21 protein-coding genes are annotated in these 26,338 nt (G+C 71.9%); 8 read left to right on the top strand and 13 right to left on the bottom strand.

What is annotated here, in order from left to right; genetic code table 11:
• Positions 1 to 175: 175 nt before the first annotated feature.
• Positions 176 to 679, bottom strand: coding sequence for a DUF2690 domain-containing protein (locus ACFWEE_RS30920; protein WP_386894240.1), 504 nt, complete (start codon positions 677 to 679; stop codon positions 176 to 178).
• Between the two features lie 697 nt (positions 680 to 1,376).
• Between ACFWEE_RS30920 and ACFWEE_RS30925 the strand changes: the two genes are divergently transcribed.
• The 3 genes from ACFWEE_RS30925 (at position 1,377) to ACFWEE_RS30935 (ending at position 6,408) form a co-directional block, all read left to right on the top strand.
• Complete coding sequence (locus ACFWEE_RS30925; protein WP_386894276.1) at positions 1,377 to 3,239, top strand: ABC transporter ATP-binding protein; 1,863 nt, start codon at positions 1,377 to 1,379, stop codon at positions 3,237 to 3,239.
• 552 nt (positions 3,240 to 3,791) lie between these two features.
• Complete coding sequence (locus ACFWEE_RS30930) at positions 3,792 to 5,654, top strand: ABC transporter ATP-binding protein (RefSeq protein WP_386894242.1); 1,863 nt, start codon at positions 3,792 to 3,794, stop codon at positions 5,652 to 5,654.
• A 115-nt stretch (positions 5,655 to 5,769) separates the two neighbouring features.
• Entirely contained in the window at positions 5,770 to 6,408 is a 639-nt protein-coding gene (locus tag ACFWEE_RS30935) for a DUF998 domain-containing protein (protein ID WP_386894244.1), read from the top strand.
• Positions 6,409 to 6,557: 149 nt separating this feature from the next.
• On the opposite strand, the gene ACFWEE_RS30940 is transcribed toward ACFWEE_RS30935, so the two are convergent.
• The 6 genes from ACFWEE_RS30940 to ACFWEE_RS30965 form a co-directional block, all read right to left on the bottom strand.
• Positions 6,558 to 7,586: a LacI family DNA-binding transcriptional regulator gene (locus tag ACFWEE_RS30940; RefSeq protein WP_386894246.1), complete on the bottom strand. Its 1,029-nt coding sequence runs from the start codon at positions 7,584 to 7,586 to the stop codon at positions 6,558 to 6,560.
• Positions 7,587 to 7,659: 73 nt separating this feature from the next.
• On the bottom strand, positions 7,660 to 7,980 hold the full coding sequence (locus ACFWEE_RS30945) for an L-rhamnose mutarotase (RefSeq protein ID WP_386894278.1): 321 nt from the start codon (positions 7,978 to 7,980) through the stop codon (positions 7,660 to 7,662).
• Positions 7,981 to 8,068: 88 nt separating this feature from the next.
• The gene (gene rhaS, locus ACFWEE_RS30950) at positions 8,069 to 9,157 is read right to left on the bottom strand and encodes a rhamnose ABC transporter substrate-binding protein (RefSeq protein WP_386894248.1); all 1,089 of its coding nucleotides are present in this window, start codon (positions 9,155 to 9,157) and stop codon (positions 8,069 to 8,071) included.
• A gap of 105 nt (positions 9,158 to 9,262) precedes the next feature.
• Positions 9,263 to 10,312 carry an ABC transporter permease gene (locus tag ACFWEE_RS30955; RefSeq protein ID WP_386894250.1) on the bottom strand — a complete coding sequence of 350 codons (1,050 nt, stop codon included), beginning with the start codon at positions 10,310 to 10,312 and terminating at the stop codon, positions 9,263 to 9,265.
• Positions 10,305 to 11,360, bottom strand: a complete 1,056-nt coding sequence (locus tag ACFWEE_RS30960) for an ABC transporter permease (RefSeq protein ID WP_386894252.1) — start codon at positions 11,358 to 11,360, stop codon at positions 10,305 to 10,307. Before ACFWEE_RS30960 ends, ACFWEE_RS30955 begins: the two co-directional genes overlap by 8 nt.
• Positions 11,357 to 12,886 carry a sugar ABC transporter ATP-binding protein gene (locus ACFWEE_RS30965; protein WP_386894254.1) on the bottom strand — a complete coding sequence of 510 codons (1,530 nt, stop codon included), beginning with the start codon at positions 12,884 to 12,886 and terminating at the stop codon, positions 11,357 to 11,359. Before ACFWEE_RS30965 ends, ACFWEE_RS30960 begins: the two co-directional genes overlap by 4 nt.
• A gap of 353 nt (positions 12,887 to 13,239) precedes the next feature.
• Between ACFWEE_RS30965 and rhaI the strand changes: the two genes are divergently transcribed.
• The 3 genes from rhaI (at position 13,240) to ACFWEE_RS30980 (ending at position 18,195) form a co-directional block, all read left to right on the top strand.
• On the top strand, positions 13,240 to 14,406 hold the full coding sequence (gene rhaI / locus ACFWEE_RS30970) for an L-rhamnose isomerase (RefSeq protein ID WP_386894256.1): 1,167 nt from the start codon (positions 13,240 to 13,242) through the stop codon (positions 14,404 to 14,406).
• Between the two features lie 71 nt (positions 14,407 to 14,477).
• The gene (locus ACFWEE_RS30975) at positions 14,478 to 16,523 is read left to right on the top strand and encodes a bifunctional aldolase/short-chain dehydrogenase (RefSeq protein ID WP_386894258.1); all 2,046 of its coding nucleotides are present in this window, start codon (positions 14,478 to 14,480) and stop codon (positions 16,521 to 16,523) included.
• 175 nt (positions 16,524 to 16,698) lie between these two features.
• On the top strand, positions 16,699 to 18,195 hold the full coding sequence (locus tag ACFWEE_RS30980; RefSeq protein ID WP_386894260.1) for a rhamnulokinase family protein: 1,497 nt from the start codon (positions 16,699 to 16,701) through the stop codon (positions 18,193 to 18,195).
• A gap of 240 nt (positions 18,196 to 18,435) precedes the next feature.
• Here ACFWEE_RS30980 and ACFWEE_RS30985 read toward each other — a convergent pair whose 3' ends face one another.
• Genes ACFWEE_RS30985 through ACFWEE_RS31010 form a run of 6 tightly spaced genes read right to left on the bottom strand, consistent with a single transcriptional unit; the run spans position 18,436 to position 24,790 of the window.
• Positions 18,436 to 20,118, bottom strand: coding sequence for a SpoIIE family protein phosphatase (locus tag ACFWEE_RS30985; RefSeq protein WP_386894262.1), 1,683 nt, complete (start codon positions 20,116 to 20,118; stop codon positions 18,436 to 18,438).
• Positions 20,115 to 21,944 carry an ATP-binding protein gene (locus tag ACFWEE_RS30990; protein ID WP_386894264.1) on the bottom strand — a complete coding sequence of 610 codons (1,830 nt, stop codon included), beginning with the start codon at positions 21,942 to 21,944 and terminating at the stop codon, positions 20,115 to 20,117. Before ACFWEE_RS30990 ends, ACFWEE_RS30985 begins: the two co-directional genes overlap by 4 nt.
• A complete protein-coding gene (locus tag ACFWEE_RS30995) occupies positions 21,941 to 23,161 on the bottom strand; it encodes an ATP-binding SpoIIE family protein phosphatase (RefSeq protein WP_386894266.1) in 1,221 nt (406 codons plus the stop codon). Before ACFWEE_RS30995 ends, ACFWEE_RS30990 begins: the two co-directional genes overlap by 4 nt.
• A complete protein-coding gene (locus ACFWEE_RS31000; RefSeq protein ID WP_386894280.1) occupies positions 23,149 to 23,565 on the bottom strand; it encodes an anti-sigma regulatory factor in 417 nt (138 codons plus the stop codon). Before ACFWEE_RS31000 ends, ACFWEE_RS30995 begins: the two co-directional genes overlap by 13 nt.
• A 5-nt stretch (positions 23,566 to 23,570) precedes the next feature.
• On the bottom strand, positions 23,571 to 23,948 hold the full coding sequence (locus tag ACFWEE_RS31005) for an STAS domain-containing protein (RefSeq protein WP_386894268.1): 378 nt from the start codon (positions 23,946 to 23,948) through the stop codon (positions 23,571 to 23,573).
• Complete coding sequence (locus ACFWEE_RS31010) at positions 23,945 to 24,790, bottom strand: STAS domain-containing protein (protein ID WP_386894270.1); 846 nt, start codon at positions 24,788 to 24,790, stop codon at positions 23,945 to 23,947. Before ACFWEE_RS31010 ends, ACFWEE_RS31005 begins: the two co-directional genes overlap by 4 nt.
• Positions 24,791 to 25,255: 465 nt before the next feature.
• Between ACFWEE_RS31010 and ACFWEE_RS31015 the strand changes: the two genes are divergently transcribed.
• Both ACFWEE_RS31015 and ACFWEE_RS31020 read left to right on the top strand, forming a co-directional pair.
• Positions 25,256 to 25,963, top strand: coding sequence for a DUF2470 domain-containing protein (locus tag ACFWEE_RS31015; protein WP_386894272.1), 708 nt, complete (start codon positions 25,256 to 25,258; stop codon positions 25,961 to 25,963).
• A gap of 130 nt (positions 25,964 to 26,093) precedes the next feature.
• Positions 26,094 to 26,291, top strand: coding sequence for a DUF4236 domain-containing protein (locus ACFWEE_RS31020; RefSeq protein WP_386894274.1), 198 nt, complete (start codon positions 26,094 to 26,096; stop codon positions 26,289 to 26,291).
• Positions 26,292 to 26,338 lie beyond the last annotated feature (47 nt).

A 26,338-nucleotide genomic window follows, 5' to 3' on the forward strand; every position in this document is an offset into this window, starting at 1 on the left:
TTCCGTGCCTCCCCCCCCGCGCCGGGCCGCGGGCCGGGCGCCCCCGCCGCGCCGCGCGGGGGGGGGGGCCCCCCGCCCCGGGGTGCGTCGAAGGGCTGGGCGACACACGGCCCGGCGGACGGACCGGCAGGCGCGGGCCGCGCACGGCGTCGCCGGTCCCCCGCGAACCATGAGCTCAGCAGAACACCTCCCAGGCGTTGTTCGCGTCCGTCCCCGTGGAGGCGAGGGGTTGTCCCGCGGCGTCGCGGACGACGGCCATCACCGTGATGCAGGTGGCTCCCGGAGCGAAGACCTGCATGCCGAAGGAGCTTCCGGCGGCCGGGTCGTACTCGTAGTTCTCGTAGAACCCGAGCCAGCCGCCCTGCCCGTCCGGCTGGCTGGAGAAGCGCCGGATTCCCTTGGTGACCGTGTTCGCGCTGCTCGTGGCGGTCATGACGGCTCGCACCCAGTTGGTCTGGCAGCTCGGCGAGTAGCGCACCTCCATGGTGCCGAACACGGCCTGCGGGCTTCTTATCTGACGTGTGCCGATGGTGATCGCGTCGGCCGCGCATCCGGTGGTGTACGGATTCGACCCCGTGTAGGGGTCGTACGGCGCCGCGGTGGCCTGCGTGACCGTCAGCAGGGCGGCGCTCATGACGAGCGCGGATACGACCAGGGCGCGCTGTCCGGTTCTTCCCATGGACCCTCGATTCGGTAGGCGGTGCCCGTTTTGGTTCGGGCCAGACAACAGCGAACCCCGCACGGCGGGAAAGGGCTTTTCCGGCCGTATGCCAGAACTGGGGCGAACAGCCCGTACGGGTCACCGCACCGGTTTCCGTTCGCCGCGCCCCCGTCCCGGCCGGGCCCTGGCCCCGCACCCGCGCGCACGCGGCACGTCCTCGGCGTTTCGGCCAACTCCGCTCCGCACAAGGCCCCTTGCCGCGTACGGGTGGATGTAACCGGCACGCTCGTACCACCCCCGCGCCCCGGGAACCTGGCTCGACCGAAATACACGCGTTCGAAGTTCCACCCCTGTCGTTAGGGCGTGTGTCGAACGTGGCGCCGTCCGCCCGGAGGGCGGGCGGGACTTTCGACACGAACCCGGCCGGACGACCACCGAAGGGGACTCCCATGACCCTCGCACGGCATCGCCACCCACTGCCCTCGGCTTTCGAGCACACCCCGCCCGCCGCCCCCGGACAGCTTCCCGGCACGGGGGCGCACCGCACCGCTCCCGGTTCCGTACGCGTGGACACGAGGTGGGCCGCATGAGCGAGTCTGCCGACGCGTCGAACGACGGCGTCCCGAGGCCGCGTACCACCCACCGGGCCCCTACCGCACCACCGCCCCCGGCGGCCGACGCCCCCGCGAGCACGGCGGTCGCCGAGGAACCGCAGATGCGGTACGTCGACCTCACCGGCAGCCGCGAGGCGGCCGGGCGCTCCATCCGGATGCGCGACATGGCCAGACGCCTCCCCCAGCTGGTGCGCCGCTCGCTGGCCCTCGCCTGGCGGGTGGACCGGCGGGCGACCACGGGCCTCCTGCTCTGCCAGGCCGCCGCCGGAGTGCTCCAGGCCCTCGGCCTGGTCGCCATCAGCGGCACCCTCACCGCCCTGCTCACCAGCGGTGACGTCTACGACCGGCTCCTCGAAGCATGGCCCTCCGTCCTCCTGCTGGCCGGCACCGCCGGAGCCCGCGCCCTCCTGGGGATCACCGTCGCCTGGCTGTCCTCGCGCCTCGGCCCGCTCATGTCGCGCGAGGCGGAACAGATGCTGCTCACCGGGTGCGCCGAGGTGGAGCTCCGTGCCTACGACGAACCCGACTTCAACCGCGACCGCGAGGCCGCCGACCGGGGCGCGCAGGTCACCGGCGACCTGATCGACGAGGGCCAGGACCTCATCGCCTCGGCCGCCAGCTTCCTCGCCGGGGCGATCGTCCTGGCCGGGGTGCACTGGGTCCTCCTGCCGCTCCTGATCGCGGCGAGCCTCCCCCAGGCCCTGGCCCAGGTCAGCGCCGCCCGTGTGCGTTACCTCGCCAACCTCCGCAGCAACGGCGACCAGCGGATGCTGTCGGTGCTGCGCTGGCACATCTACACCAAGGACGCGGCCGACCAGATCAGGGCCGGCACCATGGGCGGCTTCCTGTCGGGGCGTTACCGGCAGACGGTGGCCCGGATCAACCGCGAGGACCGGAAGGCCGCCGACCAGGGCGCGCGCATGTCCCTCGTCGGGGCGGTGTGCGGCGGGCTCGGTTCGGCGGTCGTGTGGGCGGCGGTCGCCTGGCTGCTGACCACCGGCCGCATCACCGTCGGGCACGCCGGGACGGCCGTCTTCGCCCTGCAGACGGTGGGCCAGTCGGTCCGGGGGCTGGTGGCCGTCGGTGCGCGTGCCGTACGCACGGGTCTGTACATGGACGACTGGAGCGGCTTCCTGGACAAGGCGGGCGGCTACCGCATGCGCCGGGGCTCCCACCGCCCGGAACCGCCGAAGACGATCGAGATCTCCTCGGTCACCCACCGCTACGCGGGCAAGGACCGCGACGCGCTGTCCGGGGTCTCCCTCACCCTGCGGCGCGGCGAGGTCACCGCACTGGTCGGGTTCAACGGATCGGGGAAGTCGACGCTGTCGAAGCTGGTGAGCGGCTTGTACCTGCCGACCGACGGGCAGGTGCTCTGGGACGGCACGCCCACCGGCGAAGCCGATCCCCAGGCGCTGTGGCAGCAGGTGGCCCTGGTGCCACAGGACTACGCCCACTGGCCGCTGACCGTGCGCGAGAACGTGAACCAGGGGCAGCCCACCGCGCGCGGGGACGCGGCGGTGCGCGAGGCGTGCGAGGCCGCCGGCGCCGACGAGGTCGTCGACAGACTCGGCGCGGGCCTGGACACCCTCCTGGCCCGGGAGTGGCTCAACGGGGAGGAACTGAGCGGCGGCCAGTGGCAGCGCATCGCCCTCGCCCGGGCCTTCTTCCGGGAGGCCGGGCTGCTGGTCCTCGACGAACCGACCGCGAACCTCGATCCCCGCGCCGAGTACCGGATCTTCCAGCGGCTGCGGGACCTCGCCCGGGACCGGGTGGTGCTGCTGGTCACCCACCGGATCACCAACGTGGCCGTGGCCGACCGGATCGTGGTTCTCGACGAGGGCAGGATCGTCCAGGAGGGCAGCTACGCCGAACTCGCCGCGCAGCCGGGCCTGTTCCAGCAGTTGCTGTCCTACCAGGTCACCGCCGAGGCGGACGGCGAGAAGGACGGGTCGCTCGCGTGAAGGGCGCGCTCCGCGTGCCGGACGGCCTCGCCCCCACCGCGGGAGACACCGGAGGGCCCGCCGCCTGAGGGGTGCTCACGGCGGCACCGGCGACGCCGAGGGCCGTCCCGCGCTGCCGCGGGGCGGCGCGGGACGGCCCGTCACCCGGCGCGGCGCGACCGCTGCTCCCCCGGCGGACGGTTGACGGCGCGGCTGCTCCCCCGACGGACGGACCCCGGCGAGGAGCAGCCGCCACCGACGGCATTCGGCCACAAACAGCCCCGGCCGAAACGGACTCGGCCCCTCCGGCGGATCACCCCGATGGCCCCCGCGCCGTCCGGGGTCCTTCGGTGGCCGGTGACGCTCCGCCCGAGGCCCCGCACGGGACGAGCGCCGCGACCGCCCCCGGCGAGCGGGGTCCGTGCCGGCTCCGGGAACCGCGTGCGGAGCCCGGACGGATCGAGCCACCGAATCCCTCCGTGTGACAGAACTGGACAAAAACCCTTGGACCCCGTGGCGGTGGCTGCGGGAGACTCCGCTCTGCTCATTCACCACACGACGAAACGGGTCGCGATGGGATCAATCGAATCGGGCGAAGGCCTACCGAGCAAAGGCTCGGTGCTCCTCGCCCTCCGCTACTACATCCGGGAACTCTCCCGGCTGCGATGGGTGGCCGCGCCCGCCCTGCTCCTGCCCGCCCTGGGCAACATCGGCCTCTACTACATCGCCCCGCTGATCGTCGCCAAGCTCGTGGGCCACGTGGTCGGGAAGGACGGGGGCGCCACCGGCATCGGCCCGATGCTGCCGTACGTCCTCGGGTTCGGCGGGGTCCTGCTGTTCTCGGAGACGCTGTGGCGGATCGGACTTCACTGCCTGAACCGCGTCGAAGGCCGGGGCATCGCGCGCCTCTACGTCACCGGTATGGATGAGATCTTCGTCAAGGACTCCGCGTTCTTCCACGACAACTTCGCCGGATCGCTGACCAAGCGGGTCCTCAGTTTCGCCTCGCGCTTCGAGGAGTTCGTCGACACGCTGACGTTCTCCATCATGGGCAACCTGGTGCCGCTGGCGTTCGCGTCGGTGGTGCTGTGGAGTTACGACCCGCTGCTCGTGGTCGGCCTCCTGACGCTCATCGCGCTCACCGCGGTGATCGTGACGCCCCTCATCCGGCGCCGGCAGGCGATCGTCGCCAAGCGCGAACAGGCGATCGCCCGGGTGTCGGGCCACGTCGCCGACAGCCTGACGAACATGGAGACGGTCCAGTCCTTCGCGGCCGAGGACCGCGAGGCCGCCGAACACCGTTCCCGGGTGGGCGAGTTGCGTCACCTCATGGTGCGTTCGTGGGACTACGGCAACCTGCGCATCGACACCCTGGTGGCGCCGCTCTCCGTCCTGACCAACGTGGTGGGCCTGATGCTCGCCGTCACGCTCGCGGGCGGGGACCTCGGAGTGGAGGCGATCATCGTCGCCTTCACCTACTACGCCAGCGCCACCCGGATCATGTTCGAGTTCAACCAGATCTACCGTCGTCTGGAGAGCTCGATGACGGAGGCCGCGCAGTTCACCGAACTGCTGATGGAGCCGCCGACCGTCCTCGACCCCCCGTCCCCCGAACCGCTGCGGAGCGAGGGGTCGGACGTCCGCTTCGAGAAGGTGACCTTCGCCCACGCGGGCGGGAAGCCGCTCTTCGACGACCTCGACCTGGACGTCGCCGGAGGGACGAAGATCGGTCTCGTCGGCCGGTCCGGCGGCGGCAAGACCACGCTCACCCGGCTCCTGCTGCGGATGGCGGACATCGAAGGGGGCCGCATCCTGATCGGCGGCCAGGACATCAGCAAGCTGCGCCGGGCCGACCTGCGCAGCAAGATCGCGTACGTCCCGCAGGACCCGGCGATGTTCCACCGCACGCTGCGGGAGAACATCGCCTTCGCCCGGCCCGGCGCCACCGAGGCCGAGATCCGCCGGGCGGCCGAGGCGGCGCACGTCGCGGAGTTCGCCGACGCGCTCCCGGACGGGTTCGACACCATGGTGGGCGAGCGCGGGGTGAAGCTCTCCGGGGGCCAGCGCCAGCGGGTCGCCCTCGCCCGGGCGATCCTGCGTGACGCGCCGATCCTGCTCCTCGACGAGGCGACCAGCGCCCTGGACTCGGAGAGCGAGATCCTGGTCCAGGACGCCCTGTGGCGGCTCATGGAGGGACGGACGGCGCTGGTGGTGGCACACCGCCTGAGCACCGTCGCGACCATGGACCGGCTGGTGGTCCTCGACCGGGGCCGGATCCTCGAACAGGGCACGCACCAGGAACTGCTGACCGCGGAGGGCGCCTACGCCAAGCTGTGGCAGCACCAGTCCGGCGGTTTCCTCGACGAGTCCGCCACCGTGGACCCGGACGCGGCAGCCACCGGGGAATCCCTCACCGGAGCCGCCGTGGAGGCCTGAAGCGCGTGGCGGTAGTCCGTACCGGTACGGCCGGCCGGACCTCCGCCCGGCTGATCCCGCGGACGCCTGCGTGTACAGCGGGAAGCGGGGACCGTGCGCGTTCTACCGTTCACCGATGCGATACGTCCCCTGGTGGGTCCTCTTCTCCTCGGTGTGCGCTCCGATCCTGCTCGTCGGCGGCTGGTCGGTATCGGCGGAGCTCGAAGGACCCCGTTACGACCCGGCCTCGTCCACCATCAGCATCCTCGCCGCCGACGGGACGCGCGGCTACTGGGTGATGACCACGGCCCTGGTCGCGCTGGGCGTCTGCCATGTGGTCACCGCCTGCGGGCTGCGTCCCGCCGCCCCGTTCGGCCGGCTGGCGCTGGCCGGTGGCGGGCTCTCCGCGATGCTGCTGGCGTTCTTCCCGGCCCCGGTCAGCGGCGGATCGTTCGCGCACGGGGTCGTGGTGACGGTGGGGTTCTCGCTGCTGGCGCTCTGGCCGGTACTGGCGGCGCGGCGGCAGGCGCAGCGCCCGCCGGGACGACTGGTCCCGCTCTCCGGAGGGACCGTGCCGTGGGGCCTGCGGCCCGGTCCCTCCGTCGGCGCGACCACCGTGATGTGGCTGGGCGGGGCGTGGTTCCTGCTCGCCCTCTTCGTGCTCGACATCGCGGGGGCGGCCGAGCGCGTCATCACGTTCGCCCAGTCGTTCTGGCCCCTCGTCGTGGTCCTCTCCTGCGCCCGGCGGATCGGCGGCCAGGAGCCCGGCCGTTGACCTGGGGCGCGGCGGTCGCCGCGGGTGTCCGGAAGCCCTCCGCCCGAACAGAGGGTGAATCGATTCAACGTGCGGCGGGACACGTCCCGGGGCCGTGTCCGGCTCCCCGCGCCGCCCCGGCAACGCCCGCCCGCCCGCTCCGCCCCTGGTCAGCGCGGCACGAGGGTGGACTGGCGCACGACCAACTCCGGCTGGAGAACCACGCGTTCGTGCCGGTGGGCGCACGCCTCCTCGGCCGACTCGCGGAGCAGCAGCTCGGTGGCGCGCGCGCCGATGGTGAGCGCGGGCTGGCGCACCGAGGTGAGCGGGACCGTCGCCGCAGCGGCGAACTCGATGTCGTCGTACCCGACGATCGCGAGGTCCTCGGGAACCCGGACTCCGGCCGTGTACAGGGACTGCAACACGCCCAGTGCCAGCAGGTCGTTGGCGCAGAAGACGCCGGTGGGCCGCTGGGCGAGGCCCAGCAGCCGGGCTCCGGCGTCGCGTCCCGCCGCGACGTCGAGACGCGCGGCGGGAACCTCCCGCATCGCCTCGGGAGGGAGACCGGCCTCGGCGAGCGCGTCGAGGGCGCCGGTGCGCCGGTCGCGCACCTGGTTCAGGTGGTCCGGCCCGCTGACGTAGGCGAGGGAGCGGTGTCCCGACGCCGTCAGGTGACGGACCGCCAGGGCGCCGCCCGTGACGTCGTCGACGGAGACGGAGCAGCCGTCGTCGTCCCCGGCCACGCGGTCCACGAGGACGAAGGGAATGCCGTGGCGCCGGAACTCCCGGAGGTTGCTTCCTTCGGAGTCGGCCGGGGTCACCAGCACTCCGCGGACGCGCTGTTCGGCGAAGAGGCCGAGGTACTCCGCCTCGTCCCCGAGGTTCTGGTCGCTGTTGCAGACCATGACCCCCAGGCCGGCGGCCCGGGCCGCGCGTTCGGCTCCCCGGGCGATGTCGACGAAGAAGGGGTTGCCCATGTCGAGGACGAGCAGCGCCATGATGCGGCTGCGTCCGGCCCGGAGTTGACGGGCGTGTTCGCTGCGTACGTATCCCAGGTCCGCGATGACCCGTCTCACCTGCTTCCGGGTCTCCTCGGAGACGCGTTCCGGCTGGTTGATCACGTTGGAGACGGTGCCCACCGAGACGCCCGCCTCGCGTGCCACGTCCTTGATGCTCACCGCTCGTGCGGCTGCCGCCACCGGTCCCACCCGATCCTTCGTGTCGCGTTCTGCCCCTCCTGGCGGTGGACCGCCAGGAGGGCCCACCCGGTCGTCAGACGAGGTGAAAGACCTCCGTGAGCGGTCGCACGGCCGCGTCGGGTGCCTGTCCGTCGAGTGCCTCGAAGAAGTCCGCCATCTCCGCCTGCCAGCGGGCGTTCACGTCGGTGGCGTCCATGGCGGCGCGTGCCTTCTCGAAATCGGGGGTCTCCAGGTAGCCGACCAGCAGTCCGTCCTCACGCAGGAAGAGCGAGTAGTTGTGCCAGCCCGCTCCGGTGAGGGCGGCCCGCATCTCGGCCCAGACGGTTCGGTGCCGTCGGCGGTACTCCTCGATCCGCTCGGCCCGGACCTTCAGCAGGAAGCAGACGCGCTGCACGGTGACGCCTTTCTCGAACGGGGGTGGGGCCGCCCCGGCGGCCGGTCGCGGCCCCACGGTTTCTCCTGGACCGGAGGGGAGGCGGGGATCAGAACTGGAACTGGTCGATGTTGTCCTTGGTGAAGACCGTCGGCGCGCCGAGCGAGACGACCCCGTCCGTGCCGATGGTGAACGACCCGAGGTCACCGGCCTGGAAGGTCTCGCCCTCCGCGCCGGTGATCTGCCCCGACTGGAGGGCGACGGCCGTGTGGGCGGCGAGCGCGCCGAGCTTGGCCGGGTCCCACAGCTCGAAGCCCTCGACGGTGCCGTTCTTGACGTAGGCGCGCATGTCGTTGGGCGTGCCCAGGCCGGTCAGCTTGACCTTGCCCTTGTACTTGGAGCCGGACAGGTACTGGGCGGCGGCCTTGATGCCGACGGTGGTGGGCGAGATGATGCCCTTCAGGTTCGGGTGTTCCTGGAGGAGACCCTGGGTCTGCTGGAAGGACTTCTGGGCGTCGTCGTCGCCGTAGGCGGTCTTGACGAGCTTGATGTCCTTGTACTCCGGCTTCTTCAGCTCGTCTTTCATGAAGTCGATCCAGGTGTTCTGGTTGGTGGCCGTCTGGGCCGCCGAGAGGATCGCGATCTCGCCCTTGCCCCCGATCTGCTTCGCCAGCAGCTGGAGCTGGCTGCGGCCGAGGTCCTCGGCGCTGGCCTGCGAGACGAAGACCTGGCGGCAGTCGGTCTGGGTGTCGGAGTCGTACGTGACGACGCTGACGCCGTTCTTCATGGCCTGCTTGAGGGAGGTGCACAGGGCGCCCGGGTCCTGCGCGGACACGGCGATGGCGTCGACCTGCTGCTGGGTGAGGGTGTTGACGTAGCTCACCTGGCCGGAGGTGTCGGTGCCGCTGCTGGTGCCGACCTCCTTGTACGTGGAGCCGAGCTCTTCCAGGGCCTTCTTGCCGCCGTTGTCGGAGGTGGTGAAGTAGGGGTTGTTGACCTGCTTGGGGAGGAAGGCGACCGTGAGGCCCTTCTTGGTGGCGCTGTTCGGGTCGGCCTTGCCGGTGGCGGCGGCCGGGCCGGCCTCCTTGTTCGCGGAGTCCTTGGTGGTGCCCGAGCAGGCGGTGGCGGCGAGGGCGAGTACGGCGGCGGTGGCGAGGGCGGCGGTCAGCCGGGCGCTTCTGGCGGTGGTGGAGAACATGGGGGTTTTCCTTTCGCTGCCGCGGGCGGCAGGGGGCTGCCGGGCGGGTGCCCGAACGGTGACGGGATGCGCGGGGCTGGGTACGCCCGGGATGGTGCGGGAGGGTCAGGAGGTGCTGGGCGAGGGCGCGGCGGCCGTCGCGGACGCCGTTCTCCTGCGGGCCCGCGCCCGGGCCACCTGGCGGCCGACCCGGGGGGCCAGGACGGAGATCACCAGCAGGACGCCGGTGACCACGATCTGGGACTGGGCGGAGACGTTGACCAGGCTCATGACGTTCTGCAGGGTGCCGAGCAGCAGCACACCGGCGATGGCGCCGCCGAGCGTACCCTTGCCGCCGTCGAAGTCGATGCCGCCGAGCAGCACGGCCGCGATGACGGAGAGTTCGAGCCCGGTGGCGTTGTCGTAGCGGGCGCTGGCGTAGTGCAGGGCCCAGAACACGCCGGTCAGCGAGGAGATCACGCCGGTGGTCACGAACATCGAGAGCTTGAGGCGCTTGACGCGGATGCCGGCGAACCGGGCCGCGTCCTCGCTGGAGCCGGTGGCGAAGAGCGAGCGGCCGACCGGTGTGGCGTGCAGGACGAGGACGGCCACGGCGAGGAGGACGACGAAGGGGACAGCGGCGTACGGGACGAAGGTGTCGCCGATGCGCCCGGCGCCGAAGTCGAGGTACTGGGTGGGGAAGTCGGTGACCGAGTCGGAGCCGAGGATGATCTGCGCGATGCCCCGGTAGGCCGCCATGGTGCCGATGGTCACGGCGAGCGAGGGCAGTCCGAGCCGGGTGACGAGCAGGCCGTTGACCAGGCCGCAGACCACGCCGAGCACCAGGCAGAGCGGGATGATCGTCTCGATCGCCATGCCGTTGTTCCAGAGCGCCCCCATCACGGCCCCCGAGAGGCCCGCGGTGGAGCCGACGGAGAGGTCGACCTCGCCGGAGACGACCAGCAGGGTCATGGGCAGGGCGATGAGCGCGATCGGCAGAGTGTTGCCGATGAGGAACGACAGGTTCAGCGCGTTGCCGAAGTTGTCGACGAACGAGAACGAGCAGATCAGCAGGGTCAGCAGCAGCGCACCGACCGCGGTGTCCCAGCGGACCGCTCCGCCGAGGCGGGCGAGGGCGGGGGGCCGGGCGGACGCTTTCCTGGTGGTGTCAGACATGGCGGGCACTCCTCATCCGTGCGGCCTTCTTGCGCAGCCCGGCGGCTACCCGCAGGGCCAGGATCCGGTCTGCGGCGATCGCGAGCAGCAGCAGGACGCCGTTGATCGCGGTGACCCAGACGGAGCTGACGCCGATGGCCGGGAGCACGCTGTTGATGGAGGTGAGCAGGAGGGCGCCGAGGGCGGCGCCGTAGACCGTGCCGGAGCCCCCGGTGAAGGCGACCCCGCCGACGACGACGGCGCTGACGACGGTCAGTTCGTATCCGTTGCCGGTGGCGGAGTCGACGTTGCCGAAGCGGGCGAGGTAGAGCGCGCCGGCGAGTCCGGCGAGCGCGCCGCAGAGCACGTACGCCGTCATGATCCGGGCCCGTACGGGGATACCGGCGAGCCGGGCCGCCTCGGGGCTGGAGCCGAGCGCGTAGAGGTCGCGTCCGCTGTGGTAGCTGCGCAGGTAGTAGGCGACGGCGACCAGCACGGCGAGGGCGAGCAGGGCGAGGTGGGGCAGCACCCCGATCCCGTCGTGCCCGAAGTCCACGAAGCCGTCGGGCAGGGCGTCGGCGGTGATCTGGCGGGAGCCGACCCAGATGGAGTCGATGCCGCGGACGATGTAGAGGGTGCCGAGGGTGACGACGAGGGCGGGCACCTTGCCGAGGCTGACCAGCGCGCCGTTGAGGACACCGAAGAGCACGCCGAGGGCGACCGCGATCACGACCGCGACCAGGGGGTTTCCGCCGTCCTGGAGGTAGACGCCGGCGCCGAAGGCACAGATGCCGAGGACGGAACCGACGGAGAGGTCCACGTTGCGGGTGATGACCACCACCGCCTGGCCGACCGCGACGAGGACCAGGATGGTCGCGTTCAGCATCAGGTCCTTGATGCCCTGTTCGGACAGGAACTCGGTGTTGGAGAGCTGGGTGACGCCGAGCATCACGACGAGGACGAGGGCGACGGCCAGTTCGCGGGCCTTGAACACCTTGTCGACAAGTCGTCGCGCGGCGACGGACTGGGGCGCGGGCTCCTGCCGCGTCGGCTCTGCAGCCATGGTCATGCCGCGTTCCTTCCTCGGGCGGCACGGCCGGTCGCCGCCGCCATCACGGTCTCCTCGGTCGCCTCGGACCGGGGGATCTCGGCGGTCAGCCGTCCCTCGTGCATCACCAGCACCCGGTCGGCCATGCCGAGGATCTCCGGAAGGTCGGAGGAGATCATCAGCACCGCCACTCCCTCGGCAGCCAGGGAGGAGAGCAGCCGGTGCACCTCGGCCTTGGTACCGACGTCGATGCCGCGGGTCGGCTCGTCCACGATCAGCACCTGCGGGCGGGTCGCCAGCCACTTGGCGAGGACGACCTTCTGCTGGTTGCCGCCGGAGAGGGTCTGGACGACGTCGGCGAGGCGGGCGTACTTGACCTGGAGCCTGACCGCCCAGTCGACCGCCCGGTCGCGTTCGGCGCCGCGGTTCATCAGTCCGGCGCGGGTGGTCTCGGCGAAGCCGGTGAGGCCGATGTTGCGTTCGATGGACATGTCCATCACCAGGCCCTGGGCGCGGCGGTCCTCGGGTACGAGGGCGAGTCCGGCGGCCATCGCCAGGCTCGGGGCACCGGGGTTCAGCTTCTTGCCGAGGACCTCGACCTCGCCGCCGTCGAAGCGGTCGACGCCGAACACGGCGCGGGCCACCTCGCTGCGACCGGCGCCGACCAGCCCGGCGAGGCCGACGATCTCGCCGCGGCGGACCTCGAAGGAGATGTCGGTGAAGACGCCTTCGCGGGTCAGCCGGCGCACGCCGAGGGCGACTTCGCCGATCTCGGTGACCTGCTTCGGGTACAGCTCGTCCAGGTCGCGGCCGACCATGCGGCGGACCAGGTCGTCCTCGCTCAGACCGTCGAGCGGTTCGCTGGAGATCCAGGCGCCGTCGCGCAGGGTCGTGACGCGCTGGCAGAGCGCGAAGATCTCTTCCAGGCGGTGCGAGATGAACAGCACCGCCGCGCCCTGCGCGCGGAGGGCCCTGACGACGCCGAACAGCCGGGCGACTTCGCTGCCGGTGAGCGCGGCGGTCGGCTCGTCCATGATCAGCACGCGGGCGTCGAAGGACAACGCCTTCGCGATCTCGACCAGTTGCTGGTCGGCGATGGAGAGTCCGCGGGCGGGCTGCTCGGGGTCGAGGTCGACCCCGAGGCGGGCGAAGAGGTCGGCCGCCGCCCGCTTGACCGCACGGTGGTCGACCCGGCCGAGGGAGCGGCGGGGCTGGCGGCCCACGAAGATGTTCTCCGCGACGGACAGGTCCGGGAAGAGAGTCGGCTCCTGGTAGATCACCGCGACTCCCGCGTCGCGGGCGTCGGCCGGGCCGTGGAACTCGACGGGCTCGCCGTCCAGCAGGACGGTGCCCGCGTCGGGGCGGTGCACGCCGGCGAGTGCCTTGATCAGGGTCGACTTCCCGGCGCCGTTCTCGCCGGCGAGGGCGTGCGCCTCTCCGGCGTACAGCCTCAACGACACGCCACGCAGGGCCCGGACGGCGCCGAAGGACTTGCTCACCCCCTCCAGTGCGAGCACCGGAGTCGGCTCCGGTTCGGGGTGCGTCATGGATTTCTCCCGTGCTTGTGTCGGACGGAGGGCCCGACATGAAATGTTTCAGTGGAGTTGCCGGGAAGCTAGCCCCGCCCCGTCGAACACGTCAAGGGGTGTTCCGCACCGAACACCGCGAAACATCCGGCACCCTCGACGGATCCGTCAACCCTCGTCCCTGAACTGCGCCTGCGGGAGCAGCGAGGTGGTTGCGGCCAGAGTGAAGACACGATCCGGTAACGCGCCCGCCACCTCGCCGGAACCCTTGACGGCCCTCACGAGGACGACTAACTTCTCCCACGCAATGAATCGATTCATTGAATTCTTCCCGGCGGCTGCTGCTCGGGCCGCCCGCACATCCCGAGGTGGACATGCCTGACATCGCCGCAGTGAAGGCCGCACTCACCAGCCAGCGGATCGAGACACCGTCCTGGGGCTACGGCAACTCAGGTACGCGCTTCAAGGTGTTCGCGCAGGCCGGCGTCCCCCGGAACCCGTACGAGAAGCTCGACGACGCGGCGAAGGTCCACGAGTTCACCGGCATCGCGCCCGTGGTGTCCCTGCACATCCCCTGGGACCGGGTCGACGACTTCGCCGCGCTGGCCGCGTACGCGAAGGACCACGGCCTGGAGGTGGGCGCGATCAACTCCAACACCTTCCAGGACGACGACTACAAGCTCGGCAGCGTCTGCCACCCGGACGCGCGGGTCCGCGCCAAGGCCCTGGGTCATCTGCTGGAGTGCGTCGACATCATGGACGCGACCGGCTCGAAGGATCTGAAGCTCTGGTTCGCGGACGGCACCAACTACCCCGGCCAGGACGACGTCGCGGGCCGTCAGGACCGGCTGGCCGAAGCGCTGGCCGCGGTGTACGAACGCCTCGGCGACGACCAGCGGCTGCTGCTGGAGTACAAGCTCTTCGAGCCCGCCTTCTACACGACGGACGTGCCGGACTGGGGCACCGCGTACGCGCACTGCCTCAAGCTGGGGCCGAAGGCGCAGGTCGTCGTGGACACCGGGCACCACGCCCCGGGCACCAACATCGAGTTCATCGTCGCGACGCTGCTGCGCGAGAAGAAGCTCGGCGCCTTCGACTTCAACTCCCGCTTCTACGCCGACGACGACCTGATGGTCGGCTCGGCGGACCCCTTCCAGCTCTTCCGGATCATGCACGAGGTGGTCAAGAACGGCGGGCTGGCCCCCGAGACCGACGTCAACTTCATGCTCGACCAGTGCCACAACATCGAGGCGAAGATCCCGGCGGTCATCCGCTCGGTGACGAACGTCCAGGAGGCGACGGCCAAGGCGCTGCTCGTCGACATGGACGCGCTGACCGCCGCCCAGCGCGCCGGGGACGTGCTCGGCGCCAACGAGGTACTGATGGACGCCTACAACACCGACGTCCGCCCCCTCCTGCGCGAGCTCCGTGCGGAGCAGGGCCTCGCTCCCGATCCGGTCGCCGCCTACCGCGCGTCCGGCTGGCAGGAGAAGATCGCGGCCGGCCGCGTCGGCGGCGACCAGGCCGGCTGGGGGGCCTGACCCTCGCCGCCAGGCCCCGTCCGGCCACCCCTCCCGCTGTCCCGCACCCCAGATCCCGAAGGACTCCCGCCATGGCCTCCGCCATCCACTCCACGGCCGCCGCGCTCGTCGCACGTTCCCGCCGTCTCGGCTCCGATCCGCGCAACACCAACTACGCGGGCGGCAACACCTCCGCGAAGGGCACCGGGACCGACCCGGCGACCGGAGGCGACGTCGAACTCCTCTGGGTCAAGGGGTCCGGCGGCGACCTCGGCACCCTCACCGAATCCGGCCTCGCCGCGCTCCGGCTGGACCGGCTGCGCTCCCTCAAGGACGTCTACCCGGGGGTGGAGCGCGAGGACGAGATGGTCGCCGCCTTCGACTACTGCCTGCACGGCAGAGGGGGTGCGGCCCCCTCCATCGACACCGCGATGCACGGCCTGGTCGACGCCGCGCACGTGGACCACCTCCACCCGGACTCGGGCATCGCGCTGGCCTGCGCCTCGGACGGCGAGAAGCTGACCGCCGACTGCTTCGGCGACAAGGTCGTCTGGGTGCCCTGGCGCCGCCCCGGTTTCCAGCTCGGCCTGGACATCGCCGCGGTCAAGGAGGCGAACCCGCGGGCCGTCGGCTGCGTCCTCGGCGGCCACGGCATCACCGCGTGGGGCGACACCTCCGAGGAGTGCGAGGCGAACTCGCTCTTCATCATCCGCACCGCCGAGGAGTACCTCGCGCGCAAGGGCAGGCCCGAGCCCTTCGGCCCGGTGCTCCCCGGGTACGAGCCGCTGGGCCGGGCCGAACGCCGGGAACGCGCCGCCGCCCTGGCCCCGGTGATCCGCGGCCTGGCGTCCCAGGACCGCCCGCAGGTCGGCCACTTCGACGACTCCGGGGCCGTACTGGATTTCGTGTCCCGGGCCGAGCACCCCCGGCTCGCCGCCCTCGGCACGTCCTGCCCCGACCACTTCCTCCGTACCAAGGTGCGTCCGCTGGTCCTGGACCTGCCGGCCGGTGCTCCGCTGGACGAGGCGGTCGCACGGCTGAAGGAGCTGCACCGGGAGTACCGGGCGGAGTACCGCGCCTACTACGACCGGCACGCCACCGCGGACTCCCCCGCCCTGCGCGGGGCCGACCCGGCGGTCGTGCTGGTGCCGGGCGTCGGCATGTTCTCCTTCGGGAAGGACAAGCAGACCGCGCGGGTGGCCGGGGAGTTCTACCTCAACGCCATCAACGTGATGCGCGGCGCCGAGGCGGTCTCCGCCTACGCGCCCATCCGGGAGTCGGAGAAGTTCCGCATCGAGTACTGGGCGCTGGAGGAGGCCAAGCTCCAGCGGATGCCGAAGCCGAAGCCGCTCGCCACCCGGGTCGCGCTCGTCACGGGTGCCGGCAGCGGCATCGGCAAGGCCATCGCGCACCGGCTCGTCGCCGAGGGCGCCTGCGTCGTCGTCGCCGACCTGAACGCGGAGACCGCCGCGGCCGTCGCCGAGGAGCTGGGCGGCGCGGACAAGGCGGTAGCCGTCACCGTGGACGTCACCTCCGAGGAGGAGATCACCGAGGCGTTCAGGGCCGCCGCGCTCGCCTTCGGCGGGGTGGACCTGGTCGTCAACAACGCCGGGATCTCCATCTCCAAGCCGCTCCTGGAGACCACGGCCGAGGACTGGGACCTCCAGCACGACATCATGGCCCGCGGTTCGTTCCTCGTCTCGCGCGAGGCCGCCCGCGTGATGACCGCGCAGGGGCTCGGCGGCGACATCGTCTACATCGCTTCCAAGAACGCCGTCTTCGCCGGACCGAACAACATCGCCTACTCCGCCACCAAGGCGGACCAGGCCCACCAGGTCCGGCTGCTCGCCGCCGAACTCGGCGAACACGGCATCCGCGTCAACGGCGTCAACCCCGACGGGGTCGTCCGGGGCTCCGGCATCTTCGCCGCGGGGTGGGGCGCCCAGCGTGCCGCGACCTACGGCATCGAGGAGGAGAAGCTCGGCGAGTTCTACGCCCAGCGCACCCTCCTCAAGCGCGAGGTGCTCCCCGAGCACGTCGCGGGCGCGGTCTTCGCGCTCACCGGCGGCGACCTCACCCACACCACCGGGCTCCACGTCCCGGTCGACGCGGGAGTGGCGGCGGCCTTCCTGCGCTGACGCACCGCCCCGGGTGTGCCGCCGGACACCGGCGGCACACCTCCGGGCCGCAATCCCCGGGCAGCACCCCCTGCCGCCACGCCACTCCCCCGAGGGGCGCTCCCCCGCTCCTCGTTCCCGCTCGTATCCCGTTCCTCTGATCCTCGATCAGCCGTTCGCCGCGGAGGCGATTCCCGTGACCACGACACCGCCCTCCCCGGTCGCCCGTTCCGCGTTCGCCGCCGTCGACCTCGGCGCCACCAGCGGACGGGTGATCCTGGGCCGGGTCGGCCCGGACCAACTGGACCTCACCGAAGCGCACCGCTTCCCCAACACTCCCGTGCGCCTGCCGGACGGACTGCGCTGGGACGTCCTCGCGCTCTTCCAGGGCGTCCTCGACGGGCTGCGCGAGGCGGCCCGGACCGGTGGCGTCGGCTCCATCGGCGTGGACAGCTGGGCCGTGGACTACGGGCTCCTCGACGCGGACGGCGCCCTCCTCGGCTCGCCCCACCACTACCGGGACACGCGCACCGACGGCGTGGCCGAGCGGGTGTGGGCCACGGTCGGGCCCGAGGAGCTGTACCGGATCACGGGGCTCCAGCACCTGCCGTTCAACACCGTGTTCCAGCTCGCCTCCGCCGCCGGGAGCGCCCAGCTGGGCGCCGCGCGGACGCTGCTCCTCGTGCCCGACCTGCTCGTCCACTGGCTGACCGGCTCCGTGGGCGCCGAGGAGACCAACGCCTCCACCACGGGTCTCTTCGACGCCCGCACCGGCGGCTGGTCGGAGGACGTCCTCGAAGCGCTCGGGATCGACCCCGCGCTGCTGCCCCCGCTGCGGGCGCCCGGCGACCCGGCCGGCACGCTGTTGCCGCATGTCGCCGCGTACACCGGTCTGGACCCGCGTACCCCGGTGACCACCGTCGCCTCGCACGACACCGCGTCCGCCGTCGTCGCCGTCCCGGCCACCGAGCCGGACTTCGCGTACATCTCCTGCGGCACCTGGTCGCTGGCGGGCCTCGAACTGGACGCTCCGGTACTGACGGAGGCGTCCAGGGCCGCCAACTTCACCAACGAGCGGGGCATCGACGGCACCATCCGCCATCTGCGGAACATCATGGGCATGTGGCTCTTCGAGGAGTGCAGGCGCACCTGGGAGCAGCAGGGGCTGCCCACGCACATCCCGACTCTGCTCGCCGAGGCCGCCCGCGCCACGCCGTTCGCCTCGCTCGTCGACCCGGACGCCCCCGCGTTCATGGCCCCGGGCGACATGCCCGGCCGTATCCGGGAGTACTGCCGCCGCACCGGCCAGCCGGTCCCCGACGGTCAGGGGGCGCTGGTCCGCTGCATCCTGGAGAGCCTCGCGCTGGCCCACCGGCGTACGCTGCGTCAGGCCGCCGAGCTGGCGGGCCGCGACCTCACCCGGGTCCACCTCGTCGGCGGGGGCTCGCGCAACGACCTGCTCTGCCAGCTCACCGCCGACGCCACCGGACTGCCCGTCGTCGCCGGGCCCACCGAGGCCACCGCGCTCGGCAACATCCTCGTCCAGGCCAGGTCCGCCGGACTCGTCGGAGACCTCGCGTCGATGCGCCGCCTCGTCGCCGCCACCCAGCATCTGCGGCACTACCGCCCCCGCGGTGACGCGGCGGCGTGGGACGCGGCCGACGCCAGACTGGACGGTCACACCGGCGGGTGAGCCGCGCAGAGATGAAGCGCGTGGCTTGAGGCCTTTCGGGATGCCTCTGCGGGCACTCCCCGGGCCATGCGGGGGAGGGAGGCCCGACGTGTCACAGCGTCGACGGGTCCCACCTCCTCGGTTCGCAGCGGTGCACGGCGGCAGGAACGCATCACGAGGTGGTCCGCCCCGGTCCGGGTGGGATGTCGACAGGGCGAGCCTTGTCTGATGCGGCACCGGACCGGCGGCGGAGACCGGTCTTCAGCCGCCGTACCCTCCGACAGCCGTTCCTGGCGAGCCGATCCGGGCCGCCAGGATCGCGATGTCGTCCGTCTTGCCCTTGCCGAAGGTGTCCAGCAGGGTGTCGCAGAGCTCCTCCAGCTCGGGCGGGGAGGCCGCGAGAGTGCGGTCCAGCGCGGCCATGCTGTCGTCGAGATCCTCGCCCGGGACTTCGATCAGCCCGTCCGTCAGCAACAGCAGCGTCGAACCCCCGGGCACCTCGTGGGGCACGGCGGGTGCGTGCGGAAGGCTGAGCCCGAGCAGCGGGCCGTGTTCGGTGAGGTAGCGGGTGGACCCGTCGGGGTGTCGCACCAGCGGCGGGATGTGGCCCGCGTTGGCAATGTGCACACGCCCGCCGCCGGGCTCCACCAGCACCAGGCAGACGGTGACGGTGATGGACGGCCTCAGCCGGACGAGCAGGGCGTCCAGCCGGGTGAGCAGTGTCTGCGGATCGTGGCCCTCGATGGCGTACGCGCGCAGGGCATGGCGTACCTCGCCCATGATCATGGCGGCCTTGAGGGAGTGTCCGGCGACGTCGCCGATGGCCAGGAGCAGGCCGGCCGGGGTCTCGATGGCCTCGTAGAAGTCGCCGCCGATCTCGGCGAGGTCGGCGGCCGGTTCGTAGCGGACGGCCATGTCCACACCCGGCACGTCGGGCAGTCGGTCCGGCAGGAACGTGCGCTGCAGCGCCAGCACGAGGGCGTGTTCCTCGCTGTGGCTGCGCAGCGCCTCAAGGGCCAGGGCACACGCCTGGGCGAGCTGGGAGAGCAGCTCGCGGTCGTCGGCGCCGACGAGTGTCGCCGCGTCGACGGCGAGCGCGACCGGCGGGCGGCCCCGCTTGGTGCGGGCCAGGACCAGCGCCACCCGGTCGGGGAAGACGTCGGAGTGGCGGTTTCCGTCCCGGCAGGCGGCTTCCCTCCACTCGGCGCCCGACAGCACGGCGATCTCCGTGCCGGTACCGTCGCCGAGGGCTTTCTCCGACAGGACGTCCAGCAGCCGGGGGTCGCCGTGCGCGAGGGTGACCGGCGGCTCTGCGGCGCCCCGGGGACGGTTGGCCTGCCGCGGCACCAGGTTGACGGTCTGCCCGTCGGGGCTGAGGGCGACGGCCACCGCGGGCGAGTCCATCAGCGCGGCGGCTCCGGCCGCCGCCGCGTGGGTGAAGGACTCGCCGTCCCTCGCCCCGTACACGGCGAGGGTGCTGCTGTTCAGCGCGGCGACCCGGGTCGCGAGCCGCTCGGCGCGGCGGCGGGCGCGGGCGTACCGGAGGGCGGCCGTGACGGTCGCCGTGAGTTCGTCGGGGGCGATCGGCTCACTGAGGTAGGCGTCGGCGCCCCGGTGCAGCCCCTGGGTGCGGTCGCTCACCTCGATCGCCGTGGCGGAGACGTGGATGACGGGCAGATGGGCGGTCCGGGGGTCGGCCTTGATCTGCTCGCACACCTCGAATCCGCTCATGTCCGGCAGTCTCACGTCGACGATCGCCAGTTCGGGCAGCAGCGCGTCGGGGGACTTCGCGAGCAGCGCGAGGCCCTCGGCACCGTCGGCGGCCTCCACCACCGTGTGTCCGGCGCGGCGCAGCCAGCTCCCGACGATGTAACGGTTGGTGTCGTTGTCGTCGAGGACCATGACCGTGGCGACTGCACTGTCCGCGTGCGGGTGGGGACTCATCTCGTGCCGCTTTCTCCGGCCGTGTGGGGGGATTCTTCCGGGGCCGGGGCCGGGGCCTGGTCCGGGGCCTGGTCCGGGCTGGTCCCGAACGCGTCGGCCAGCCGGGCGAGGTCCAGCGTGGACTTGTCGAGGACGGCCCGCGCGTGGCTCAGACGTTCGTGCTCCAGTGTCTCGTCGGCGGCCGAGGTGATGACGATCACCGGGATGCCGGACAGGTCGCTGTCCCCGGCGAGTTCCGCCAGCACGTCGTAGCCGTCCATGTCGGGCATGTGCAGGTCGAGCAGGACCGCGTCGGGGTGTTCCCGGCGAATGGTGTCGACTGCCCGGCCGCCCTCGCCCACCTCGACGACGCGGTCGGCGAGCCGCGCGAGTACGGGGCGCAGGGTGCTGCGGAAGACCTCGTCGTCGTCGACGGTGACGAGGAGCGCCAGCTGTGCGGGGGCGGGGCGGCCGGCGGGCGCGGAATCCGCTCCGGCCGGGGCGGCGGGAAGCCGTACGGTGACCTCGGTGCCCTGTCCCGGTGTGCTGACGAGGACGAGGTCGCCGCCGAGGAGTTCGGTGAGGCGTCGCGCGTAGGGCAGGCCGAGTCCGGTCCCGGACCGGCCGCGCTGGTGCGCTCCGCGCACCTGGTAGAACTCCTCGAACACCTGGTGCTGTTCCTCCGGCGGGATGCCGACGCCGGTGTCGGTCACCGTGAAGACGACCTCGGCGCCGCTTTCGCCGTTCCCGGCCGCCATGTCGAGCCGGACGGTCCCCTCCTCGGTGAACTTGAGGGCGTTGGTCAGCAGGTTGCGCAGGACGCGGGTGAGCATGACCTCGTCGCTGACGAGGGTGACGCCCGGGCAGGGGTCGGCCACGGCGAGTGTGACGCCTTCCCCGGTCGCGTACCCGCGCAGGGTGCCGTGCAGTTGCGCGAGGGTGGCGCGCAGGTCGACGGGCTCCCAGTGGGGTTCCAGGCGTCCGGATTCGGCCTTGGCGACGTCGAGCAGTTCGTCGACGAGGGCGAGGAGGGTGGCGCCCGAGGCCGAGATCATCGAAATCCGCCTGCGCTGCTCCTCGTCGAGGTTCTCCCCGTCGATGTCGAGGAGCAGTCGGGCCAGGCCCACCACGGAGTTCACCGGGGCGCGCAGTTCGTGGCTGACGTTGGCCCAGAACCGGGTCTTCGCCTCGCTGGCGTCGCGCAGCTGACTCGACTTCTCTTCAAGCTCGGCGTAGAGGGCCACCACCCCGCGGTTGGTCTCCTCCAGTTCCTCAGACAGCTCGGAGTAGAGGGCCATCACCCCCCGGTTGGTCTCCTCCAGCTCCTCGTTGAGGCGGCGGAGCTCCTCGCGCTGGGCCCGGGACTCCTCCAGCGCGGCGATCAGGTCGTCGGTCTGTGCGCGGGCGTCCTCCAGGTCCGTCGATCCCCGGTGCACGTCGAGGACGTCCCGGGCCCGCCGGAGGCTTTCGGGGGTGGTGGCCCCCGCCGACAGCTGCTGTTCGATCGTCACGGCCCTTCCCGCCGGATCGTGCTGGGTCGGTACGAGCCGGGAGGCGGCCTCGACCGACTCGCGTCCCGGACCCGAACCGTCCCGCCACGACACGGCGACCCGCAGCACCGGAGTCGCCCCCGGCACCGTGCCGAAGAAGACCCGGGGACCGGACGAGCCGAGGACGTCCCGGCCCAGCTCGCTGAGGGCGGTAGCGAGGCGTATCTGGTCCTGCCGTTCGACCCCCAGGGCTTCCGCGACCGCCTTGCCGCTGCGCCGGAGCACGAAGATGTCCTGTTCGCCGGCGAGGGTGATGGTGGCCAGCGGGGTCGCGCCCCCGGTGGTGGGAAGCGTCACCACGCCCCCTTGGCGACCGCTACTCCGGCGTCGTCGCGGCGCACCCCGGCCTCGCGCAGCAGCTGCGCCGCGGCGACGAGCGGGGAGTGTGCCAGCAGTCCGGGCAAGGTGTCCGGCCGCCAGCGCTCGGTGAGCCCGTCGGAGTGCATGATCACGGCGCTGCCCCGGGGCAGTTCCTGGTGGACGGTACGGAGGGTGGGAAGCTGGTGACCGACGATGCCCGGCGCGGACAGCAGGGAGCGCCGGGTGTTCGAGACCGGGTCCACGACGAAGGTGCTGACGTTCCCCACCCCGCAGAAGGACACCGTGCGCGCACCGGGTTCGATGCGTACGACGGCGACCGCGCCGCCGCGTCCGCCGCGCAGCGCCGTGTGGATCTCCCGGATCACACCCACCGGGTCCTGCGCCCGGCCCTCCCGGAAAGCGGAGACGGCGGCGTCGGCCGCCCGGCCGGCCAGCGCTCCGTGGCCGAGGCCGTCGCAGAACATGAGCATCAGCGCCGGCGCCTGGGGCTTCCGCTCGCCTTCCGGCTCCTCGTCCTGCGGCGCGCGGGTCCGCGGGGACGCTGTCGGGACATCGGCGTGGGACCTGCCGAAACCGGTCAGCACGGACCAGTCGAGAGGGTCGGGAACGTCCCGCCCGCCGGTGCGCGGTTCGGCCGCGGGCCGGGGACCTGGGGCTCCGGCGAGCCGGGCCGCCCAGGTGTCGCCGCAGATCTCCTCGCCGGTGATGGGTCGGGTGAGCCCCGCGACCACGGGTTCGCCCCCGGCGGCGGAGCGCGCGGCCACCTCCTTCGTCCAGAAACGTGCGGCCAGCACGGTTCCCCGGTCCGGCACGGAGTGGATGTCGACGGCGTCGGCGAGGCGGTTGATCGCGCCGAGGCCGATGCCGAGGGTGCCGGCCGAGGACACGCCGTCGGTGAGCGCGTGGGCGATGTCGGACATGCCGGGGCCCGAGTCGATGGTGACGCACTCCACGCCGGCGTCGTCGGCCGTCCGGACGGCACGCAGCAGGAGGGTGCCGTCCTGCGCGTGCCGAGTCAGGTTGGTCGCTGCCTCGCTCACCGCGAGGGCGACCTCGGCGCAGCGCTGCTCGTCGAAGCCGAGGCGTCGCGCCAGGGCGGAGGCGGCGCCTCTCGCGGCGGCGGGCATGGACTCGGTGTCGCGGAACCAGGCGATGTCCTGGGTGTCCAGCACGGGCAGTTTCAGCGTGCCCATTTGGTCACCGCGATCCGAGTGCCGCGGCCGACTTCGGTGTCCAGGGTGAAGTCGTCCATCAGCCGGCGTGCTCCGCTGAGCCCCAGGCCGAGGCCGCCGCCGGAGGTCCATCCGTCGGTGAGGGCGAGGTCCAGGTCGGGAATGCCCGGGCCCTCGTCCTCGAAGACGGCGCTCACTCCGAGGCGTCCGTCCCGGCGGACCAGGCCGGTGCGCATGACGCCGCCTCCGCCGTACACCAGGGTGTTGCGGGCGAGTTCGCTGGCCGCGGTGACCAGCTTCGTCTGGTCGACGAGCGACAGCTTGCACCGCTGCGCGAGGGTACGCACGAGCTGGCGTGCGCGGACCACGTCGTCGTTGGACGCGATCGTGACCGTTTCCTGGTCGCCTTCGGGAACAGGCGGCAGCCCGCTCACGGACGTGCCGGACGGGTGTTGTCCGACCGGGCCAGGATGTCCAGCCCCTTCTCCAGAGTGAGCGCGGTGCGTACACCGCCGAGCGAAAGGCCCAGCTCGACCAGGGTGATGGCGACGGCGGGCCGCATGCCGACCACGACGGTCTCGGCGTCGAGCATCCGCGAGATGGCCGCCGTGGTGGCCAGCATCCGTCCCACGAAGGAGTCGACGATCTCCACCGCGGTGATGTCGATGACGACGCCGCTCGCACCGGTGGCGACGATGCGCGCCGCGAGGTCGTCCTGCAGATCGAGGACGGTCTGGTCCTCCAGGTCGACCTGGATCGACACCAGGAGGACATCGCCGATCTTCAGTACGGGTACGCGCTCGCTCACGCCCGGCCGCCCGAAGCCGCGTGGTTGGTCTCGGCCTGTCGCAGCGCGTGCTTGAGCGCGTCCGCGAGCGTCGCCTTGGTGACGATGTCGCCGAACTGGATGCCCAGCGCGACGATGGTCTGGGCGATCTGCGGGCGGATGCCGGAGATGGTGCACTCCGCGCCCATGAGCCGGGCGGCGACGACGGTCTTGAGAAGGTGCTGGGCGACCTCGGTGTCCACCGCGGGAACGCCGGTGATGTCGATGATGGCCTGGTCGGAGCCGGTGTCGACGAGCGTCTGCAGCAGCTTCTCCATCACCACCTGGGTGCGTGCGGAGTCGAGCGTGCCCACCAGGGGAACGGCGACGACGCCGTCCCACAGCTTGACCACGGGGGTGGAGAGCTCCATCAGTTGCTCGGACTGGGCGCTGATGATCTCCTCGCGCGTCTTGGCGAACACCTCGATCGTGTACAGGCCGAAGGCGTCGAGGAGTTTGCCGAACCACAGGTAGGCGTGGATGTCGGCGGCCGACGTGTCCACCGTCGGGGCGAGGAGTTCCTTGCAGGCGAAAACGCTGGTCGCCGTCTCCGTGGGGGTGAATCCCTGGCGCGCGCGGTTGCGCGACAGTTCACCGAGGAGCGCCCGCACCTCGGCGAACTCCTCCGCGTGGGCGTCCGCGCCCCCGGCGCGCAGCCCGTCCACGAGAGCGGTGTAGAGCTCGCGCAGTTCACGGTCGAGTTCGGCCAGGGAGACGCGTCCCCTCAGCGTGCGCGAGACCGTCTCGACCCAGGCGGCCTCCAGGGACTCGCGCTGCTCGCTGAGAAGCGCGACCACGCTCGCCGATATGTCTTGTTCCGCCATCACGGCGATCCCCTCCAGTTGCGTCCCGTTGGTACGGGTCGTTCTCGGCAGCGTAAGCCATCGTTTCGCCCGTCCGAGCCATGCCCGGCTTGCGACAAACGCCACATAATCCGTCCCGCGCGAGCACCTTCGCCCGGAGGGCCGCACGGTCCTGCGGGCCGACCGACGCCCGGCGGGAAACATGCCGCCGGCACGTCCCCGGGCACCCGGGGATGCCGCCCGGAGGGCAGCCCGCGCTTGCGGGCTGCCCTCCGGGCGACCCGGACGACTCGCCCGGACCGCGCAGTCCCCGCCTGCCCCGGCACCGCCCTCTCCAATCCCCCACAACCGACCCCTGTTCTTCACACCCGGTTCCGACACCGGGTGACGGGAGTGCCACCCCTCTCCCCACGGCGACCGCTTCCATGATTAGGTTAGGCATACCTAAGTAATCGTTCGCCTGAATCCATCGCCAGGAGCATCGGTATGCCCGAGTACAGCAGCCACCCCACCCGGCCGACCCTTGCCGAGCGCGCGCGGTCCATCCTCTGCGCGGCGCAGTCCATGACGGTGGTGAGCGACGGCGAACACCACGAAGTACACCGGCTCGACGAGGACGGCGGCGCCATGGGGGCCATCCATCTGCACGCCCCGGACGACGGCAGCCTCTCCCCCTCGTCCCCGCGCATCCCCGTACGCCTGGAGCTCACCGACATCGCTCCCACGCCCGTACGCGACCGGCTGCGGGCGCGCGTCACCCTGACCGGCCTCCTGGACGCCCCCTACGACGGCGGCACCGCCGGGTCCGCCTGCATGGAGTTCGGACAGGCCGTGCTGGAGTGCGACGGGGAACGGCACTTCGTGACGCTGGAGGAGCTGGAGGCGGCGCCGGTCGATCCGATCGCCTCCAGCGAGGCGGGGATGCTGATGCACCTCGTCGACAGCCACCAGGAACTCGTCCCCCTCCTGGTGCGCCTGGTGCGCCCCCGCCCGAAGCGCGGGATGCTCCGCGCGGTCCCGCTGGCGATGGACCGGTACGGCGTCACCCTGCGGCTGGAGTTCCCCGGTGGCCACCAAGACGAGCGGCTGCCGTTCGCCACCCCGGTCAGCGATCTCGACCAGGCGGGCCCGCGGATCCACGCCCTGCTGACCGCCGCCAGGCGCGCCTCCCACGTCGGCCCGCTGCTCACCTGACGGGGCACGGCGCCGACCCGGCGATCAGCCCGCTTCGAGGGGGACTTGACGCAGGTGTACATCTCCCGGATCGGGTTATCCGGACTCCCGAGAGAAGGAGTACACGGACTCCTGACAGAGGGAGACAGCGATGCCGCTCACCTTTCGGAAGAGTTTCCAGATCCTGCCCGGCGTGCGTCTCAACGTCAACCGCCACTCCTGGTCCGTCACCACGGGCGGCAAGCACGGCCCGAAGCGCACCCGGAGCAGCACCGGCCGCCGCACCACGTCCATGAACCTGCCCGGCCCCTTCGGCTGGCGCAAGACCCGGCAGGCGCACCGGGGCTGACCACTCCGGCGCGGAAGCGGGGGCCCGGTGGACGTGTCCTAAGGTGA

It is taken from the genome of Streptomyces sp. NPDC060184, from assembly GCF_042728795.1.
Taxonomy (GTDB): Bacteria; Actinomycetota; Actinomycetes; order Streptomycetales; family Streptomycetaceae; genus Streptomyces.

Coding starts and splice junctions, on each gene's coding strand:
- ACFWEE_RS31010 (WP_386894270.1), bottom strand. CDS start 24,790: ATGGCGGAACAAGACATATCGGCGAGCGTGGTCGCGCTTCTCAGCGAG.
- ACFWEE_RS30985 (WP_386894262.1), bottom strand. CDS start 20,118: ATGAGTCCCCACCCGCACGCGGACAGTGCAGTCGCCACGGTCATGGTC.
- ACFWEE_RS30920 (WP_386894240.1), bottom strand. CDS start 679: ATGGGAAGAACCGGACAGCGCGCCCTGGTCGTATCCGCGCTCGTCATG.
- ACFWEE_RS30925 (WP_386894276.1), top strand. CDS start 1,377: ATGCGGTACGTCGACCTCACCGGCAGCCGCGAGGCGGCCGGGCGCTCC.
- ACFWEE_RS31015 (WP_386894272.1), top strand. CDS start 25,256: ATGCCCGAGTACAGCAGCCACCCCACCCGGCCGACCCTTGCCGAGCGC.
- ACFWEE_RS30975 (WP_386894258.1), top strand. CDS start 14,478: ATGGCCTCCGCCATCCACTCCACGGCCGCCGCGCTCGTCGCACGTTCC.
- ACFWEE_RS31020 (WP_386894274.1), top strand. CDS start 26,094: ATGCCGCTCACCTTTCGGAAGAGTTTCCAGATCCTGCCCGGCGTGCGT.
- ACFWEE_RS30995 (WP_386894266.1), bottom strand. CDS start 23,161: ATGGGCACGCTGAAACTGCCCGTGCTGGACACCCAGGACATCGCCTGG.
- ACFWEE_RS30965 (WP_386894254.1), bottom strand. CDS start 12,886: ATGACGCACCCCGAACCGGAGCCGACTCCGGTGCTCGCACTGGAGGGG.
- rhaI (WP_386894256.1), top strand. CDS start 13,240: ATGCCTGACATCGCCGCAGTGAAGGCCGCACTCACCAGCCAGCGGATC.
- rhaS (WP_386894248.1), bottom strand. CDS start 9,157: ATGTTCTCCACCACCGCCAGAAGCGCCCGGCTGACCGCCGCCCTCGCC.
- ACFWEE_RS30960 (WP_386894252.1), bottom strand. CDS start 11,360: ATGACCATGGCTGCAGAGCCGACGCGGCAGGAGCCCGCGCCCCAGTCC.
- ACFWEE_RS30935 (WP_386894244.1), top strand. CDS start 5,770: ATGCGATACGTCCCCTGGTGGGTCCTCTTCTCCTCGGTGTGCGCTCCG.
- ACFWEE_RS30955 (WP_386894250.1), bottom strand. CDS start 10,312: ATGTCTGACACCACCAGGAAAGCGTCCGCCCGGCCCCCCGCCCTCGCC.
- ACFWEE_RS30930 (WP_386894242.1), top strand. CDS start 3,792: ATGGGATCAATCGAATCGGGCGAAGGCCTACCGAGCAAAGGCTCGGTG.